This window comes from Streptococcus infantis (assembly GCF_047463615.1).
GTDB lineage: Bacteria > Bacillota > Bacilli > Lactobacillales > Streptococcaceae > Streptococcus > Streptococcus infantis_X.
Genome location: NZ_JASHDO010000001.1, coordinates 270,057 through 284,524, shown reverse-complemented (window position 1 = coordinate 284,524; position 14,468 = coordinate 270,057). Strand labels below are relative to the sequence as shown.

The window sequence follows — 14,468 nt, the reverse complement described above, 5'->3', positions numbered from 1 at the left end:
AAGTAGAAACAGATGATCTGCCCATGGGATAGCTGTCGTAGAGTAAGGAGTTTACGACGAAACGATACGGTAACAGCGAACCGCTGAGTGTGTGAGCTTGTTGGTAAAACGCAGTTAATCCTCAAAAGGTTCACCCAAACCTTTTGAGTCTCACAGACGCACTATGTGGAATGTGTAGTGTTGCTACAACGACTAAAAGGGTGAAAATTCTTGATTTTAAGCACTTTTTCAAGCATTTTGTCTTTATTGAAAAGAGTGATTTTGACATAAAAAAGGTGCAAAAAAAATACATTGATGTGAACGTCTGTTTGAATGTCGACTGCGTAGATAAAAAATAGATACGTCAGTAATAAATGAATCCAGCGAGAACATTTTGATAAGTGTTCTCGCTTTTTTTATCTTTTGTAAGTCACTTTTATTATCAAAAAACTTGCATTTTCTCATTTGAAATGATAAAATACGTATAAAATGATAAAAAGGAAAAACAATGAATGTTAAAAAGATAATTTCTATTTTTCAATCGTTTTATATTAATGTAAGTGTTGAAAAAATAGCTTTAACTTTACCAATTAGTTTTGAAAAAAGATTTCAATATGCTCAAATGAAGTTTCATAAGGAGTCATTTTTATTGATTAAAGAAAAGAGAAGAGGAAGTTTAGACTCATTTGTTACTCAAGCTCGTAATATGGGTGAAAAGGCTAGCATGGACGTTATTTTGGTATTTTCAAAGCTATCTGACATTGAAAAAAAACAACTCCTTCAAGCTAGAGTTCCTTTTGTAGACTTCAAGGGAAATCTCTTTTTTCCTTCATTGGGATTAGTATTGAATGCTAATGATGATGTTGTAGCATCTAAAGAATTAACACCTAGTGAACAATTAACTTGGATTGCCTTTTTATTGACAAAAGGTCAAAAAGAAGTAGATGTTGATATGCTTTCACAGGTAACTGGGCTTCCAAACTCAACGATTTATAGATGTTTGAGGACTTTTAAAACTTTAGATTGGTTAAATAAGCCAAATAAACTTTACACTTATACAGCATCAAAGAAAGAATTATTCTTAAAATCAGAGTCCTATTTATTTAATCCCATCAAAAAACGGCTCTTATTGCCCAATGTAGATCTAGAGAATATAAAATCTGCTTCTAGGCTTCTATACGGTGGTACGTATGCTTTATCCTATTTGACCTTTTTAGCTGAATCGGATGAAAATAGTAGCTATGTCATTTCACAGAGACAATTCAATAAATTATCCTTACAACTTTCTCAGCATGTTTTAGAAGGCAAGGTATTAGAGATATGGCGATATAGTCCTTTTGTATCTGAATTTTGGAATGATTTTAAAGAAAATCAAGATAGACAGTTTGTAGATCCTATTTCTCTTTATTTGACTTTAAAAGATGATGATGATCCACGTGTGGAGGAAGAGATTGAAGTACTAAAAAGTAATATATTACAATATCTAGGAGAAGATGATGCCAGCTAATACGAAAGCTATTTTTCAAGAAATGTTTGCGAATTTTCAAGACTATTATGTTTTGATTGGAGGGACTGCAACCTCTATTGTATTGGACTCGCAAGGATTTAAAAGTCGGACAACAAAAGATTATGATATGGTAATCATTGATGAATTAAAAAATAAGGAATTTTATGATACCTTGAATCACTTTTTAGAATTTGGAGAATATCAAGGAAGTCAGAAGGATGAAAAAGCACAGCTATTTCGATTTACAACCAATAAGCCTGAGTTTCCTTCTATGATTGAACTATTTAGCATTTTACCAGAATACCCATTAAAGAAGGAGGGGAGAGAAACACCCTTACATTTTGATGAAGATGCTAGTTTGTCGGCCTTATTATTGGATAAGGATTATTATCATATATTAGTGCATGAAAAAGAATCCATTCAGGGATACTCGGTGTTGAGTAATCGTGGTTTAATTATTTTCAAGGCTAAAGCTTGGTTGGATATGAGAGAACGCTCTGCCACAGGTACTCAAGGTTTAAGTAAAGCCATTAAAAAACATTTGAACGACATTACTCGATTAACAGCTTTATTAGTAGGGAGTGAAAAGCTATCAAATATAACCTCTAGTGACACGGTGAAAGCAGATATGCACCGTTTTGTGATAGAACTTGAGTCTGTGATATCAACTATTCCTCAAAATGATGATATTTTGTTGAATCGAAATGAAGTTTTTGAAATTTTGAAAGATTTTTTAGATAGTTAAAATAATTGTAGTAACATAGGTATATTGGAATGTGACATACTTGTTTTTGTCTGTGAGGATTGATGCGTTAGTTCTCCCGTTTTTTATGTTCAAGTTACTTGATTTAGTTCAGGTGTTTTTTTTTGCTGTTCTTTTTTCTGCGATAACCATTTCAAGGCGTCTTTGGTAGGATTCGAGAGAAAACTAAATAGTAGGAGGTAGTTACATGTTGATTCAAGAAAAAGGTGAGAAACATGTTTTTCGTAAAAGCAAAAAATACCGGCCTTTTGTTCGATTACGATTGGAATTTTGATGATCGCAGTTGTTGGTCTAGTTGGACAAGTTGTTCATGCAGATGAGGTTGTGAGAACTGAAAATCCTGCTACCAATCTTACACAAGCAAAGCCAGCTGATAGTGCTGAACACATAAACTAAGCCAAATTAAGTGGTCAGGCAAGTGGCGAATTACCCTTTACCGTTTCGAACGAGGAATTAGATAAAGTATCTCAAGTAGCTAAGCATGAAGCTGTTCAAGTTATCACAGATAAGGAAGTCAATCTAGCTACAATAAAAACAGCTGTGGAAACAAGCGTCGCTCTTTCAAAAGAACAGACTGACTCTGATAAGCAGCTCTCGGAAGTTAAGAAAGCGACAGCTGATTATGCATTGGAAAATTATGGCTTATCTCCTTTAAAATCAATCAATTTTCATAAAGCTAGATGGAAAGAAATAGTAAAACCTTATTAAAAAAAAACGATGTTTTTACCATGCCTGAAAATGAAAATATAAGTTTTTAAAAGAAACAAAAGTAATTCTGTGTGTAACTGCAACGAGTAAGTTGCAGTTTTTTATTTCAAATAATGATATAATAGATTAATAAAACAATGAAAACGCTATATATTTGAAAGTTGATTAGGAAAGTTGAAAGTATGAAAACAATTGATATGATTATTAAATCATCAACTGAATTTTATAACGATTTAAAAGCTGATGAACATGATAGATATCGTTCATGGGAACATTGCTATTCACATTTTATGACAGCTCGTAAAGAGAATGATGTGAATCTTGATTACCTGAGTTTACAACTTGCATTTTATTTAGCAAGTTGGGGGATGTATCGAGGTTCTTCGTTTCTATTACAATAGGATTATAGAGTACATACCCCTGTTGTGAGTGAGATTTTAAGCAATAAATATGATTCTCTAGCATGAATAGAATGTAAAGATTTTTAAAATGAAACTAACCAAAAATTGCTAAAGGCAATAAATGAATTTATTGCTAATTATTATGATGTAATCAGGCGTGAAGTGAGAGGTTCCGCACTAAAAAACAACTTATCAGATACACTAATCACAAAGATACTGATGGGCACACTCGGTTGTGTTCTGGCATATGATAGATATTTTGTTTCTGGGGTAAGATCACAAAAGATTGCAAGTGGAATCTATGACATTAAATCTATTTTACAACTAGTAGATTTTTATGAAAAAAACATAGAACAATTTGATTCAGTTCAAAAGAATTTTATTGTTGCTGATATGCTGTATCCTCAAATGAAAATACTTGATATGGGATTTTGGCAGATTGGTTTTGACCTAGATAGTAAATAACTATTTACGTCTATATCTGGAATTTATAAATGGATTTACTTTGAAAAGATAGTAACTCTAAATCTGAAGAGATTATTTTTTGCTTAATAATAATTTTTCATTGAAAAGATTTTGGATTATTAACTTTCAGAGTATGATGTACCACAAATTAGTTTTATTATGGAAAGCAACTAGATACATACTATCAAGATTTTTTAATAGATGATATCTCATTTTGAATTATAACAAAGGAGTACTAACATGCCGAAATATACCGACGAAGATATTAGAAAATTAAATAAAATCACATTAAAAATTGCTGGTGATTATTTAGGTATAAGTTCACAGGCTGTTGCTATAGGTCTTAGAAATAATCTTCTTCCAATTGGTTTTGCTATTCATAACGAAGAAAGAGATAGACGTTTCACTGAGAGTTGGTCATATCATATTATTGCTGAAAGAATGATTTCTTACAATCACGGTAAGCTATCAGAGATTCGTGTTGAAAATATTGAAGCCAGTTTAGATAAAATTATAGAGGAATTTAACGGTTTAAAACAAGATTTACTTTTTATATTAAGCGAAAATGCAGAAGTGAAGAATTAGAAGTTTTTGAATTTGCGTTTTCGCTTGGTAAATATAAAAACAGTGATGTAAAGTATAAGGGTAAAGGTGTTTCAAATGAAGATGATAAAGACCTTTTCTAGAGAAGAACTCTATGAAGAAATCTGGGAGATAAGTGCGAAACAAGTTTCATTAAAATATGATTTAAGTTATTCTGACTTACTCAAGAAATGTAAAGAATTTGAAATCCCAATTCCAAAGGGTAGTTATTGGTATCGTAAGAATACTGGACAAGACTTAAGTGAACTTATCGTTCCATTACCACAAAATGATGTAAATGAGGTTCATATTGATAGAAAAAGTTTAAAGAACAGTAGAATTAAAGCTGCTATACATAAAGAAGATAGTACGGAGGATAAAAACGAAGATACTGTTAAACTTGATACAACTAGTATAAGAAGTTCATTATCATTTATAGAGGACGATAAAATAGAGCGTATTATTGAAGCAGTTTCAAACCTAAATCAGGCTCCAAATAAGAGATTACATAAATCTGTAGCTAATCTAAGAGATAAAATTACAGAGTGGAATAAAAGGGAAAAAGCTGCTTCTTATCCTTACTTTGATTCTAGGCACAGACATAATGATTTAAAAGAACCTAAATTTGTAAAAAGCATTTCATTAAATTCTCTTCCACGTTTATATCGCTTTTTAGATTCACTAGTTACTGTTATTGAAAAAATCGGTGATAATGTAACTTCAAATTTGGATATTCAAATCGATAAGGATATTGTTCGTTTTGAAGTTATAGAATCAACAGACAAAGTAACTCATGAATTAACAAAAGAAGAAGCTAAAGAACTAGCAGAGTACAATGATAGCGTTAAGTTTAATAGATATGCTTTTAAACCAAGAATAAAGAAGTATGACTATATTCCAAATGGAAAATTTCGATTTAAGATAATAGATGGTAAATACATTAAAGATACTAAAGAATTCTCGATTGAGCAATCAATCCCAGAAATAATTGTTTTAATTTACCAAGAGTATTATAAAGTTAAGAACTTACGACTTGAACGTGAAGAGAGAGAAAGACTATACGAAGAAGAACAAGAGCGAAAAAGAAAATTACAAAATAGAATCGAAGAAGAGAAGAAGCGAACAATGTCTCTTCTTAATATGCTGGAAGATTTTCAAACAGCAAATGATTTAAGGCTGATGGCTGATAAACTGGATATAGCAGGGAAGCTTTGTAAAGAAGAAATTGATTGGATTAGATCCAAAGCTGACTGGATAGACCCAATAGTTTCTTCAACAGACAAATTGTTAGGAATCAGAAATCATGACAATTCTAGAGAACAAAAAGAACAATTTCTAAGTGAGAAAAGGTACTACTGGTAAATTTGTGTTTTTATTTTTACAGATTGTAGTGTTATAGGAGTATATGATTAACTATTTTAGTAATAAATAGTTTTACACATGTGTAAGGAGTCGTTATCTATAACGAGGTGTGTAAGTAGTAGAATTATTTAGTGAGAATTTGGACTTATTAATTAATTGAATGTTTAACAAAATGTTGTAAGTAATTCGTCTATTATAAAAAATATTATAGTATGTTGTTCACTAATCAAATAAACACTACTTATTTGAAATTTGATGTATATGAAATATGTTAATTACTGGATTGGCACATATGTATTAGAGCAATATTTTTAAAAGGCGTTATTATAGAATTAGTAAAAAAGATACTTTTTTGCATGGGTTTACAAAAATTAAATAATTTATATCAAAAATTGGAGGAAATGTTAAAGTGGCGAAATTAAATGGAAATTCTCAAGATTTTTTGAAAGAAAGATTCCAAAGGTATTTGGACTTTACAAATTTATGTGAGAACTCTAAAAATAATCTATTTGATACTCTAGATAAAAATTATGATTCTGAAGTTTTGAAATTTGTGGCTAATCTAATTGACGCAAATTATGAAAAGCAACTTGTAAGATGTGATTTCGAGAATGAATATTTTAGAGGAGATCATAGATCAGATGAATTATTCATTTATGGTAAAGGTCAGTTAAATTTAACCAGTGAGTTATTACTGCATCACAGTCCGAGTGATAATTTCATATACAAAACAGATGAATGTGATTTTGATGCTTCAGATTATTCAGAACATTTGAATATTACAAATGTTGATCATTATGGTGGGAGTTTCAGTTTTTCGGGGATTTTAAAAACATACAATGGAGCAGATTATATTGAGTTCGGTGCAGCAGATCTGTGTAATGAAATCCGTTATTATTCTATAGAATACGATTCCGATGTCTGGTGTAAGTATGTTTTAGAGTCTTATAGATTTTATACTGTTAGTAGCTTTCAGACCGCATACTTAATGCTTTTTATTTCTTTAGACTCTTTAATTGAGTTAATCGTTGCTGAATTGATGGATTTTTATCAGCTTGAATTTCAAGAACAGGCAATTTTTGACATGAGAAACTATATTTATCAAGACAAGTATCCTGTCACTGAATTTATAAATACATTCTTAATAGAAAATCCGCTTAATAAGATTTTGATTCAGTTAGATAATAAAAAGAGAAAGTTAATTGAACAGAAACTTGACCAAATTCTTGAATTGTGCACTGATTTAAGCAAGGACCAAAGAGGCAAAGTTATAAAGATATTAACTTTTTTTGAAAAAGTGCGTAATACGCTTGCTCATGGTAATACTATAAATATAAAGGAGCTAAAGAAGGAATTTGGCATTGCCCAGAAATATATTGTCAATGATGAGATAAAATTTGACAAACTATTTGTAGGTTTATTAATTGAGATAATGGAACTACTCAAGAATATTTGCGGTAATATTGATGTTTTTGAGTACAAAAAAGCAGGGAAATCAAAAATCTGCAAACTAATCCAATAGTATATTTCCAATTATTTTAGAAATATATTTCGTTCAATAATATAGAAGTTTGCTAGCACCACACGTGGAGTGTGTGAGTTTGTTAGTGAAACGTAGTTAAACCTCAAAAGGTTCACCCAAACCTTTTGAGTCCCACAAACGCATCACGTGGAGTGTGTGAGTTTGTTAGTGAAACGTAGTTAAACCTCAAAAGGTTCACCCAAACCTTTTGAGTCCCACAAACGCATCATGTTGAGGCGGTAAGTTTGCTAGTCAAGGAGTAAAACGACGAAGATTAGCATTTACTTCCGCCCATGCGATAGCTGTCCGTGATTGACAAGTGCTAGCACGCAGACAGAACGGAGATAGCGAACCGCTGAGTGTGTCGCTCTGCTCGTAAAAGCTTAGAAACCTTTGAACGAAAGGGATAATGAAAGCCTTGATTGCAAGGCTTTTTGCTTTATGGTGGGTAAGTATCAGAGTGAGAAAATTTTTGGAATGAGTAGAAGTGATAGCTAGAAATTATCAGTTTCTATTTCCATTTACCCTGTGGGTACGTGTTTGTTTCCATTGACAAGGAGTTTGTGGGAATAGAAATGTACCCACCTTGTTTGAATCAAGTGAAGTGTAGTTGAAGGAAATCTGTTGAAAGCAATACTTCATTTTACCGAATAAGTAATAATTTAGGCAACTTCAAATCGATTAAAAAAAACTATTTTAAAGGTTAAGAGTAGACAAAAATTGTCCACTCTTTTTTGCAAACTCAATTTATCAATAAATGAAATGAGGGAATGTAAAATGAAATATTTTGAGGTTGAGTTAGAAAATCCTGATGAATTTTTAAAACTACAAACAGAAGATTTTGTGAAAGCTAATCGCTTGCTACTAAGGAAGATAATCCAGAGCGTTACAGTCTATGAAGAAAACTTCGTCATATCCTTTAAATCTGGCATCGAATTGGAAGTATGAGTCTCATTCCATAACTTTTATATTGAACATATCATCTTGTTGTGTTATACTATAAATTGATATAAACAAAGATGTAGGAGGAACCGAAACTATGACAGCCTCAATGCGTTTAAGATAAGCTGGCAATAAAAAAAGCAGAATCTATACCCGATGATAGGCTTTTTTGTTGTGCTTATTTATACGATATTGAGCATTCATTAGTTACGGTGAGGATATTGGTTATTTAACTATACCTTTATTTAACTATGTCTTTAATATGAATGTTTCCAAATTGTATGTATGCAGACCAAAAGCCACATTGTGGGGTTTGGCCTGCATTTTTTATTGCCTAGAATGCTATTCAAAATAGAAATTCAAGCAAAATAATATGCAGGAGATAATATAAATGGAAAAATACAACAATTGGAAACGAAAATTTTATGCAATATGGGCAGGGCAAGCAGTATCATTAATCACTAGTGCCATCCTGCAAATGGCGATTATTTTTTACCTTACAGAAAAAACAGGATCTGCGATGGTCTTGTCTATGGCTTCATTAGTAGGTTTTTTACCCTATGCGATTTTGGGACCTGCCATTGGTGTGCTAGTGGATCGTCATGATAGGAAGAAGATAATGATTGGTGCCGATTTAATTATCGCAGCAGCTGGTGCAGTGCTTGCTATTGTTGCATTCTGTATGGAGCTACCTGTCTGGATGATTATGATAGTATTGTTTATCCGTAGCATTGGAACAGCTTTTCATACCCCAGCACTCAATGCGGTTACACCACTTTTAGTACCAGAAGAACAGCTAACGAAATGCGCAGGCTATAGTCAGTCTTTGCAGTCTATAAGCTATATTGTTAGTCCGGCAGTTGCAGCACTCTTATACTCCGTTTGGGATTTAAATGCTATTATTGCCATCGACGTATTGGGTGCTGTGATTGCATCTATTACGGTAGCAATTGTACGTATACCTAAGCTGGGTAATCAAGTGCAAAGTTTAGAACCAAATTTCATAAGGGAGATGAAAGAAGGAGTTGTGGTTCTGAGACAAAACAAAGGATTGTTTGCCTTATTACTCTTAGGAACACTATATACTTTTGTTTATATGCCAATCAATGCACTATTTCCTTTAATAAGCATGGAACACTTTAATGGAACGCCTGTGCATATTTCTATTACGGAAATTTCCTTTGCATTTGGGATGCTAGCAGGAGGCTTATTATTAGGAAGATTAGGGGGCTTCGAAAAGCATGTATTACTAATAACAAGTTCATTTTTTATAATGGGGACCAGTTTAGCCGTTTCGGGAATACTTCCTCCAAATGGATTTGTAATATTCGTAGTTTGCTGTGCAATAATGGGGCTTTCGGTGCCATTTTATAGCGGTGTGCAAACAGCTCTTTTTCAGGAGAAAATTAAGCCTGAATATTTAGGACGTGTATTTTCTTTGATCGGAAGTATCATGTCACTTGCTATGCCAATTGGGTTAATTCTTTCTGGATTCTTTGCTGATAAAATCGGTGTAAATCATTGGTTTTTACTATCAGGTATTTTAATTATTGGCATTGCTATAGTTTGCCAAATGATAACTGAGGTTAGAAAATTAGATTTAAAATAAACAATATTGGAGGAATATTTATGTATCTTATTTTCATGTAACTCTTCCTGCTAAAATCGCAGGGTTTTCCCTGCATACAAGCAAATGAAAGCATGCGATTATAGACAGGAGGAAATGTTATGGAATTAATATTAAAAGCAAAAGACATTCGTGTGGAATTCAAAGGACGCGATGTTTTAGATATAAATGAATTAGAAGTATATGATTATGACCGTATTGGTTTAGTAGGAGCAAATGGTGCTGGAAAAAGCACTTTACTCAGGGTACTTTTAGGAGAATTAACTCCCCCAGGATGTAAAATGAATCGTCTGGGTGAACTTGCCTATATTCCCCAGTTGGACGAAGTAACTCTGCAGGAGGAAAAAGATTTTGCACTTGTAGGCAAGCTAGGTGTTGAGCAATTAAATATACAGACTATGAGCGGTGGTGAAGAAACAAGGCTTAAAATAGCACAGGCCTTATCGGCACAGGTTCATGGTATTTTAGCGGATGAACCTACGAGCCATTTAGACCGTGAAGGAATTGATTTTCTAATAGGACAGCTAAAATATTTTACAGGTGCACTGTTAGTTATTAGCCATGACCGCTATTTTCTTGATGAAATAGTAGATAAAATATGGGAACTGAAAGATGGCAAAATCACTGAGTATTGGGGAAACTATTCTGATTATCTTCGTCAGAAAGAGGAAGAACGTAAGAGCCAAGCTGCAGAATACGAACAATTTATTGCGGAACGTGCCCGATTGGAAAGGGCTGCGGAGGAAAAGCGAAAACAGGCTCGTAAAATAGAACAGAAGGCAAAAGGTTCTTCAAAGAAAAAAAGTACTGAAGACGGAGGGCGTTTAGCTCATCAAAAATCAATAGGAAGTAAGGAAAAAAAGATGTATAATGCTGCTAAAACCCTAGAGCACAGGATTGCGGCCTTAGGAAAAGTAGAAGCTCCGGAAGGCATTCGCAGAATTCGTTTCAGGCAAAGTAAAGCATTGGAGCTCCATAATCCATACCCTATAGTCGGTGCAGAAATTAATAAAGTATTTGGGGATAAGGCTCTGTTTGAAAATGCATCTTTTCAAATTCCGTTAGGAGCAAAAGTGGCGTTAACTGGTGGTAATGGAATCGGAAAAACAACTTTAATCCAAATGATCTTAAACCATGAAGAAGGAATTTCTATTTCGCCTAAGGCAAAAATAGGTTACTTTGCACAGAATGGTTACAAGTACAACAGTAATCAGAATGTTATGGAGTTTATGCAGAAGGATTGTGACTACAATATATCAGAAATTCGTTCAGTGCTAGCATCTATGGGGTTCAAACAGAACGATATTGGAAAAAGTTTATCTGTTTTAAGCGGTGGAGAAATTATAAAATTGTTGCTTGCTAAAATGCTCATGGGTAGATATAACATCCTAATAATGGATGAACCCAGTAACTTCCTTGACATACCAAGTTTAGAGGCTTTGGAAATACTAATGAAGGAGTACACCGGAACTATCGTGTTTATCACCCACGATAAACGATTACTCGAAAATGTAGCAGATGTAGTTTATGAAATTAGAGATAAGAAAATAAATCTGAAACATTAAATTTAAGGTAGTCGCTGGTCAGTATAGTCTGTTCTGGTTGGCGACTCCATTGTTAAAGAGTATAAAGACTTTAGATTTTATGAATATTAAAAATAGGAACAGTCAATTGAACTGCTCCTATTTTTCTGCTAAATATATTGTAGTTTTCTTATATGTATAATGATAGATTAGCGGATTCTCATCTACGGTACTTACTTCAAATATGAAGAAGTGATCGCGGTTATCTCTGGACTTTTCCTTATTGAGGACAAAGTAATTCTTACGTGAAGTCGCCATTGTTTTTAGGATATCATCAGTTAGGAAGGTCAATGGAATATTCATGTTAGAGTAGCGGTAGAAGTCACGTTCAAAATCTTGGTAGCTCTCGCTATAATAGTCCATTTGTAGGTGATTACGCTGAAACTCAAGCTGATTCATAGAGCACCTCCTCGACAAGTTCAATACTAATAATGTCTTTTAATTTCAAATTGATGTGACCTGTTGTAGTTTTTATCAAAATGAAATTTTTGGTCAGACTTGGTATTGTTCCAGTGTAGGAAACACGCTTGTTTTTTTCAATCACTTGAATGCGTGTGCGTAGCTGCCCGGCGTATACTTGACTGAGGAGTAATAATTTCTTCTCTAGTGATAAGTCAGACATGTACGTTACTTTGTTTGTATCATCAGAGAGTGCTGATGCATGTTCAGATAGGAAAAAGCCCATCCATTTTTGCATCTTTGTATCCTGGTACTCTCTTGCTGATTGAAATGGTAAATATGAACGGTCAATCATATCAAATCCTTTCTATGCAGAGGCAAGGGTATTTTTATCAAATTGAATCGTAAAACCTTGAATTCCCCCACCTGTGTAACATTCTTTAAAGCGATTGATTACCTCAGTATAGATTATCACAGATGAGCTTGTTGGCTTAATGCTAAATGTAAATTCCAATGGTAATCGGTTTTCAGATTTAGCATGTACTAGTCGTATCGATATTTCAGTTGTTTTGAGTTTTCTCTGACGAAGTTTTGAAGTTGCTGTTTCAACGATTCCATGTAAAAATCTTTCAAGCATTTCAATATCATTACATCCTTTGCTACGGATTTCTGAAAATTGTACTGTATTTTTTTCTTGTTTCATTTTAATCCCTCCAATCCACCCGCGGAATGACCACCGATAAGTTTACTGCGTTCAATATTTCTGGAACCTTCAGTTAGGACGGTTCCTTTTTGTATGGCTAAAAAACCAAACTGTTCTCTGACAACATCAATAGCTGTCTGAAGTCTATTATCTTTTTCAATTTGTTCTACATCATCAAAGAGTGATAGTAGAGTATAGCTTTCATCTACGAAGCCACTATAAGATACACCAATTTGTCTCACTGCACCAGAGGTGTATTTTTTCGGAATAATACAAGTACATGACTCACCATTGTTTTGGGGAGATTTGCGGGTTCAATTTTATTCTGAGCATTTATAGATTTTTTCATCTCAGTCCTAGAATAGCCAATATGAATAGAAACGACAGTAGTCAATACTAGGGCTACTGTTCCGTTCCACAGTATCATTTAAAAATCATTTTCACACCCTTTCGTCTATTAGTATAGAAGAAAGCTCTCAGCACATGTTGAGGCTGTATCACTGCTTGTACAAGCTGAGGCATCAGCGAAGTAGGAGCAGATGTTCTGCCCATGGGATAGACGTCGTAGAGTAAGGAGTTTACGACTAAACGATACGGTAACAGCGAACCGCTGAGTGCGTGGCTCTGCTCTTCCGATCTGAGACAGTCGAAAAGTAGAAGTGGATGGTATTGGTATCAATCAATGAGTAACAAAGTAACAGCGTGATTCGAAACATTTGCTTGTAATTTGCGGAGGAACATCAATATGGATGGAATAACAAAAGATTCTATAAAAACGGCTAAACTAATGAAACAATTATGGCCCCAATTGACCGATAAAGAAGCTATTGATGAAGTAAAAAGATATACGAATGGCAAAAATACTGCAATCTTTACTGAAGTTAAAGGTGACACAATTGTAGGTCTAGCACTATGTTCACTCAGATTTGATTATGTTGAAGGTTGTAAATATAGTCCTGTTGGATTTTTAGAAGGGATTATTGTCGACGAGGAATATCGTTTAAAGGATATTGCTAAAAATCTCTGTACAAAATGTGAGGAATGGGCGAAAAATAAAGGATGTAAGGAATTTGCAAGTGACTGTACTTTAACGAATAAGGATTCTATAAGATTTCATCTCAATATTGGATTTCAGGAGGCAAATAGAATTATTCATTTTAAGAAGAAATTATAATTTCAGAACGTGGTCAAAATTTATGTATCTTTAGAAAGTGTGAAAGATTGGACGAACAAATTTTTTTGATGGGTGGAAATCTGCCGATAAAGAACCATACGATTGTTAATAAAATTGTGTCATCAAGGAAGATCGAAAGAATTGTCATTTTTACAGTTTATCGAGAAAATTGGCAACCCTATATGAAAAAGTACACGGAAGTTTTCCAAAGCTATTTTTCTAACCTAAATACTGATTACTTACTTTTGGACACTGAGCAGATTGATTTTAATAGCTATCTAGATGCTGATCTAATTATTATCGGTGGTGGAAATACGGAAAAGTATTTAGCTACTTACGTCAATCAGCAGTTCAAAAATTATATCGATCGTATGCTGAATAAAGGGGCGAAAGTTATGGGATTTTCTGCAGGAGCCCTATTATTAGGGGAAAAAGTCTATGTTTCACCTAATGATAATTCAGATCATCAGATAAAGATAAAAAATGGATTAGGATTCTTTAGTCAGTTTTTAATTAGTGTCCATTATGATTCATGGAATGATAAAGCTAATAAGGATAGAGCTGAAGAACTTGTTGATGTTCCCATAATTCCACTAAATGATCATTCCTGTCTTGTATTGGATAAACTTGGAAATATCATAGAGAAAATTGACTAGTTTTAATCATGCGAATCTGAATCTACGAAACTAAAGTATTGATGAAATGGATAGATTACTAGTGAAAACTGCAAAAAGTGTTGTGAAATGAATCG

Annotated in this window: 17 protein-coding genes and 3 pseudogenes; 16 read left to right on the top strand and 4 right to left on the bottom strand. The window is 33.4% G+C overall.

All coding sequences use genetic code 11. The features are described from left to right. The first annotated feature begins 487 nt into the window (after positions 1-487). The 14 genes and pseudogenes from QM874_RS01450 (at position 488) to msr(D) (ending at position 11,423) form a co-directional block, all read left to right on the top strand. Entirely contained in the window at positions 488-1,486 is a 999-nt protein-coding gene (locus tag QM874_RS01450) for a hypothetical protein (protein ID WP_414315935.1), read from the top strand. Beyond that, positions 1,476-1,940, top strand: a pseudogene (locus tag QM874_RS01445) (hypothetical protein); the annotation flags it as partial. The gene QM874_RS01450 and the pseudogene QM874_RS01445, both read left to right, overlap by 11 nt. 30 nt (positions 1,941-1,970) lie before the next feature. Continuing rightward, positions 1,971-2,231 carry a hypothetical protein gene (locus QM874_RS01440; protein ID WP_049529624.1) on the top strand — a complete coding sequence of 87 codons (261 nt, stop codon included), beginning with the start codon at positions 1,971-1,973 and terminating at the stop codon, positions 2,229-2,231. Positions 2,232-2,522: 291 nt separating this feature from the next. Then, entirely contained in the window at positions 2,523-2,645 is a 123-nt protein-coding gene (locus tag QM874_RS01435) for a hypothetical protein (protein WP_414315934.1), read from the top strand. Between the two features lie 75 nt (positions 2,646-2,720). Next, a pseudogene (locus tag QM874_RS01430) lies at positions 2,721-2,822 on the top strand (hypothetical protein); the annotation flags it as partial. 48 nt (positions 2,823-2,870) lie between these two features. Then, positions 2,871-3,007: pseudogene (locus tag QM874_RS01425) on the top strand (DUF4343 domain-containing protein); the annotation flags it as partial. Between the two features lie 132 nt (positions 3,008-3,139). Next, a complete protein-coding gene (locus QM874_RS01420; RefSeq protein WP_414315933.1) occupies positions 3,140-3,358 on the top strand; it encodes a hypothetical protein in 219 nt (72 codons plus the stop codon). A 105-nt stretch (positions 3,359-3,463) separates the two neighbouring features. Next, complete coding sequence (locus QM874_RS01415; protein ID WP_414315932.1) at positions 3,464-3,823, top strand: hypothetical protein; 360 nt, start codon at positions 3,464-3,466, stop codon at positions 3,821-3,823. Between the two features lie 240 nt (positions 3,824-4,063). After that, positions 4,064-4,408: a hypothetical protein gene (locus tag QM874_RS01410; protein ID WP_045606823.1), complete on the top strand. Its 345-nt coding sequence runs from the start codon at positions 4,064-4,066 to the stop codon at positions 4,406-4,408. Between the two features lie 75 nt (positions 4,409-4,483). Then, positions 4,484-5,767 carry a cellulose synthase gene (locus QM874_RS01405; RefSeq protein WP_414315931.1) on the top strand — a complete coding sequence of 428 codons (1,284 nt, stop codon included), beginning with the start codon at positions 4,484-4,486 and terminating at the stop codon, positions 5,765-5,767. 409 nt (positions 5,768-6,176) lie between these two features. Next, on the top strand, positions 6,177-7,289 hold the full coding sequence (locus tag QM874_RS01400) for a hypothetical protein (protein WP_414315930.1): 1,113 nt from the start codon (positions 6,177-6,179) through the stop codon (positions 7,287-7,289). Between the two features lie 777 nt (positions 7,290-8,066). After that, positions 8,067-8,237, top strand: coding sequence for a hypothetical protein (locus QM874_RS01395; RefSeq protein WP_000873143.1), 171 nt, complete (start codon positions 8,067-8,069; stop codon positions 8,235-8,237). Positions 8,238-8,622: 385 nt separating this feature from the next. Next, positions 8,623-9,840 (top strand): macrolide efflux MFS transporter Mef(A), encoded by a 1,218-nt coding sequence (gene mef(A), locus QM874_RS01390; protein ID WP_000417519.1) that lies wholly within the window; start codon positions 8,623-8,625, stop codon positions 9,838-9,840. Between the two features lie 119 nt (positions 9,841-9,959). Beyond that, positions 9,960-11,423: an ABC-F type ribosomal protection protein Msr(D) gene (msr(D), locus tag QM874_RS01385; protein ID WP_000420313.1), complete on the top strand. Its 1,464-nt coding sequence runs from the start codon at positions 9,960-9,962 to the stop codon at positions 11,421-11,423. Positions 11,424-11,540: 117 nt separating this feature from the next. Here the strand turns inward: msr(D) and QM874_RS01380 are convergent, their stop codons facing one another. The 4 genes from QM874_RS01380 to QM874_RS01365 are packed head-to-tail and all read right to left on the bottom strand — an operon-like array spanning position 11,541 to position 12,785. Continuing rightward, positions 11,541-11,840, bottom strand: coding sequence for a DUF5960 family protein (locus QM874_RS01380; RefSeq protein WP_001072467.1), 300 nt, complete (start codon positions 11,838-11,840; stop codon positions 11,541-11,543). Beyond that, on the bottom strand, positions 11,827-12,195 hold the full coding sequence (locus QM874_RS01375; RefSeq protein ID WP_414315929.1) for a hypothetical protein: 369 nt from the start codon (positions 12,193-12,195) through the stop codon (positions 11,827-11,829). Before QM874_RS01375 ends, QM874_RS01380 begins: the two co-directional genes overlap by 14 nt. Positions 12,196-12,207: 12 nt before the next feature. Next, positions 12,208-12,543 carry a hypothetical protein gene (locus tag QM874_RS01370; protein WP_000806926.1) on the bottom strand — a complete coding sequence of 112 codons (336 nt, stop codon included), beginning with the start codon at positions 12,541-12,543 and terminating at the stop codon, positions 12,208-12,210. Further along, a complete protein-coding gene (locus QM874_RS01365) occupies positions 12,540-12,785 on the bottom strand; it encodes a hypothetical protein (RefSeq protein WP_001813542.1) in 246 nt (81 codons plus the stop codon). Before QM874_RS01365 ends, QM874_RS01370 begins: the two co-directional genes overlap by 4 nt. Positions 12,786-13,288: 503 nt before the next feature. Between QM874_RS01365 and aac(6') the strand changes: the two genes are divergently transcribed. Next, complete coding sequence (aac(6'), locus tag QM874_RS01360) at positions 13,289-13,717, top strand: aminoglycoside 6'-N-acetyltransferase (RefSeq protein ID WP_071850977.1); 429 nt, start codon at positions 13,289-13,291, stop codon at positions 13,715-13,717. Positions 13,718-13,764: 47 nt separating this feature from the next. Then, entirely contained in the window at positions 13,765-14,373 is a 609-nt protein-coding gene (locus QM874_RS01355) for a Type 1 glutamine amidotransferase-like domain-containing protein (RefSeq protein WP_414315928.1), read from the top strand. Positions 14,374-14,468: the final 95 nt, after the last annotated feature.

Bases quoted from the DNA above. Each gene is read 5' to 3' on its own strand.
- QM874_RS01450 (WP_414315935.1), top strand. From the start codon at position 488: ATGAATGTTAAAAAGATAATTTCTATTTTTCAATCGTTTTATATTAAT.
- QM874_RS01440 (WP_049529624.1), top strand. From the start codon at position 1,971: ATGAGAGAACGCTCTGCCACAGGTACTCAAGGTTTAAGTAAAGCCATT.
- QM874_RS01435 (WP_414315934.1), top strand. From the start codon at position 2,523: ATGATCGCAGTTGTTGGTCTAGTTGGACAAGTTGTTCATGCAGATGAG.
- QM874_RS01420 (WP_414315933.1), top strand. From the start codon at position 3,140: ATGAAAACAATTGATATGATTATTAAATCATCAACTGAATTTTATAAC.
- QM874_RS01410 (WP_045606823.1), top strand. From the start codon at position 4,064: ATGCCGAAATATACCGACGAAGATATTAGAAAATTAAATAAAATCACA.
- QM874_RS01405 (WP_414315931.1), top strand. From the start codon at position 4,484: ATGAAGATGATAAAGACCTTTTCTAGAGAAGAACTCTATGAAGAAATC.
- QM874_RS01395 (WP_000873143.1), top strand. From the start codon at position 8,067: ATGAAATATTTTGAGGTTGAGTTAGAAAATCCTGATGAATTTTTAAAA.
- QM874_RS01380 (WP_001072467.1), bottom strand. From the start codon at position 11,840: ATGAATCAGCTTGAGTTTCAGCGTAATCACCTACAAATGGACTATTAT.
- QM874_RS01375 (WP_414315929.1), bottom strand. From the start codon at position 12,195: ATGATTGACCGTTCATATTTACCATTTCAATCAGCAAGAGAGTACCAG.
- QM874_RS01370 (WP_000806926.1), bottom strand. From the start codon at position 12,543: ATGAAACAAGAAAAAAATACAGTACAATTTTCAGAAATCCGTAGCAAA.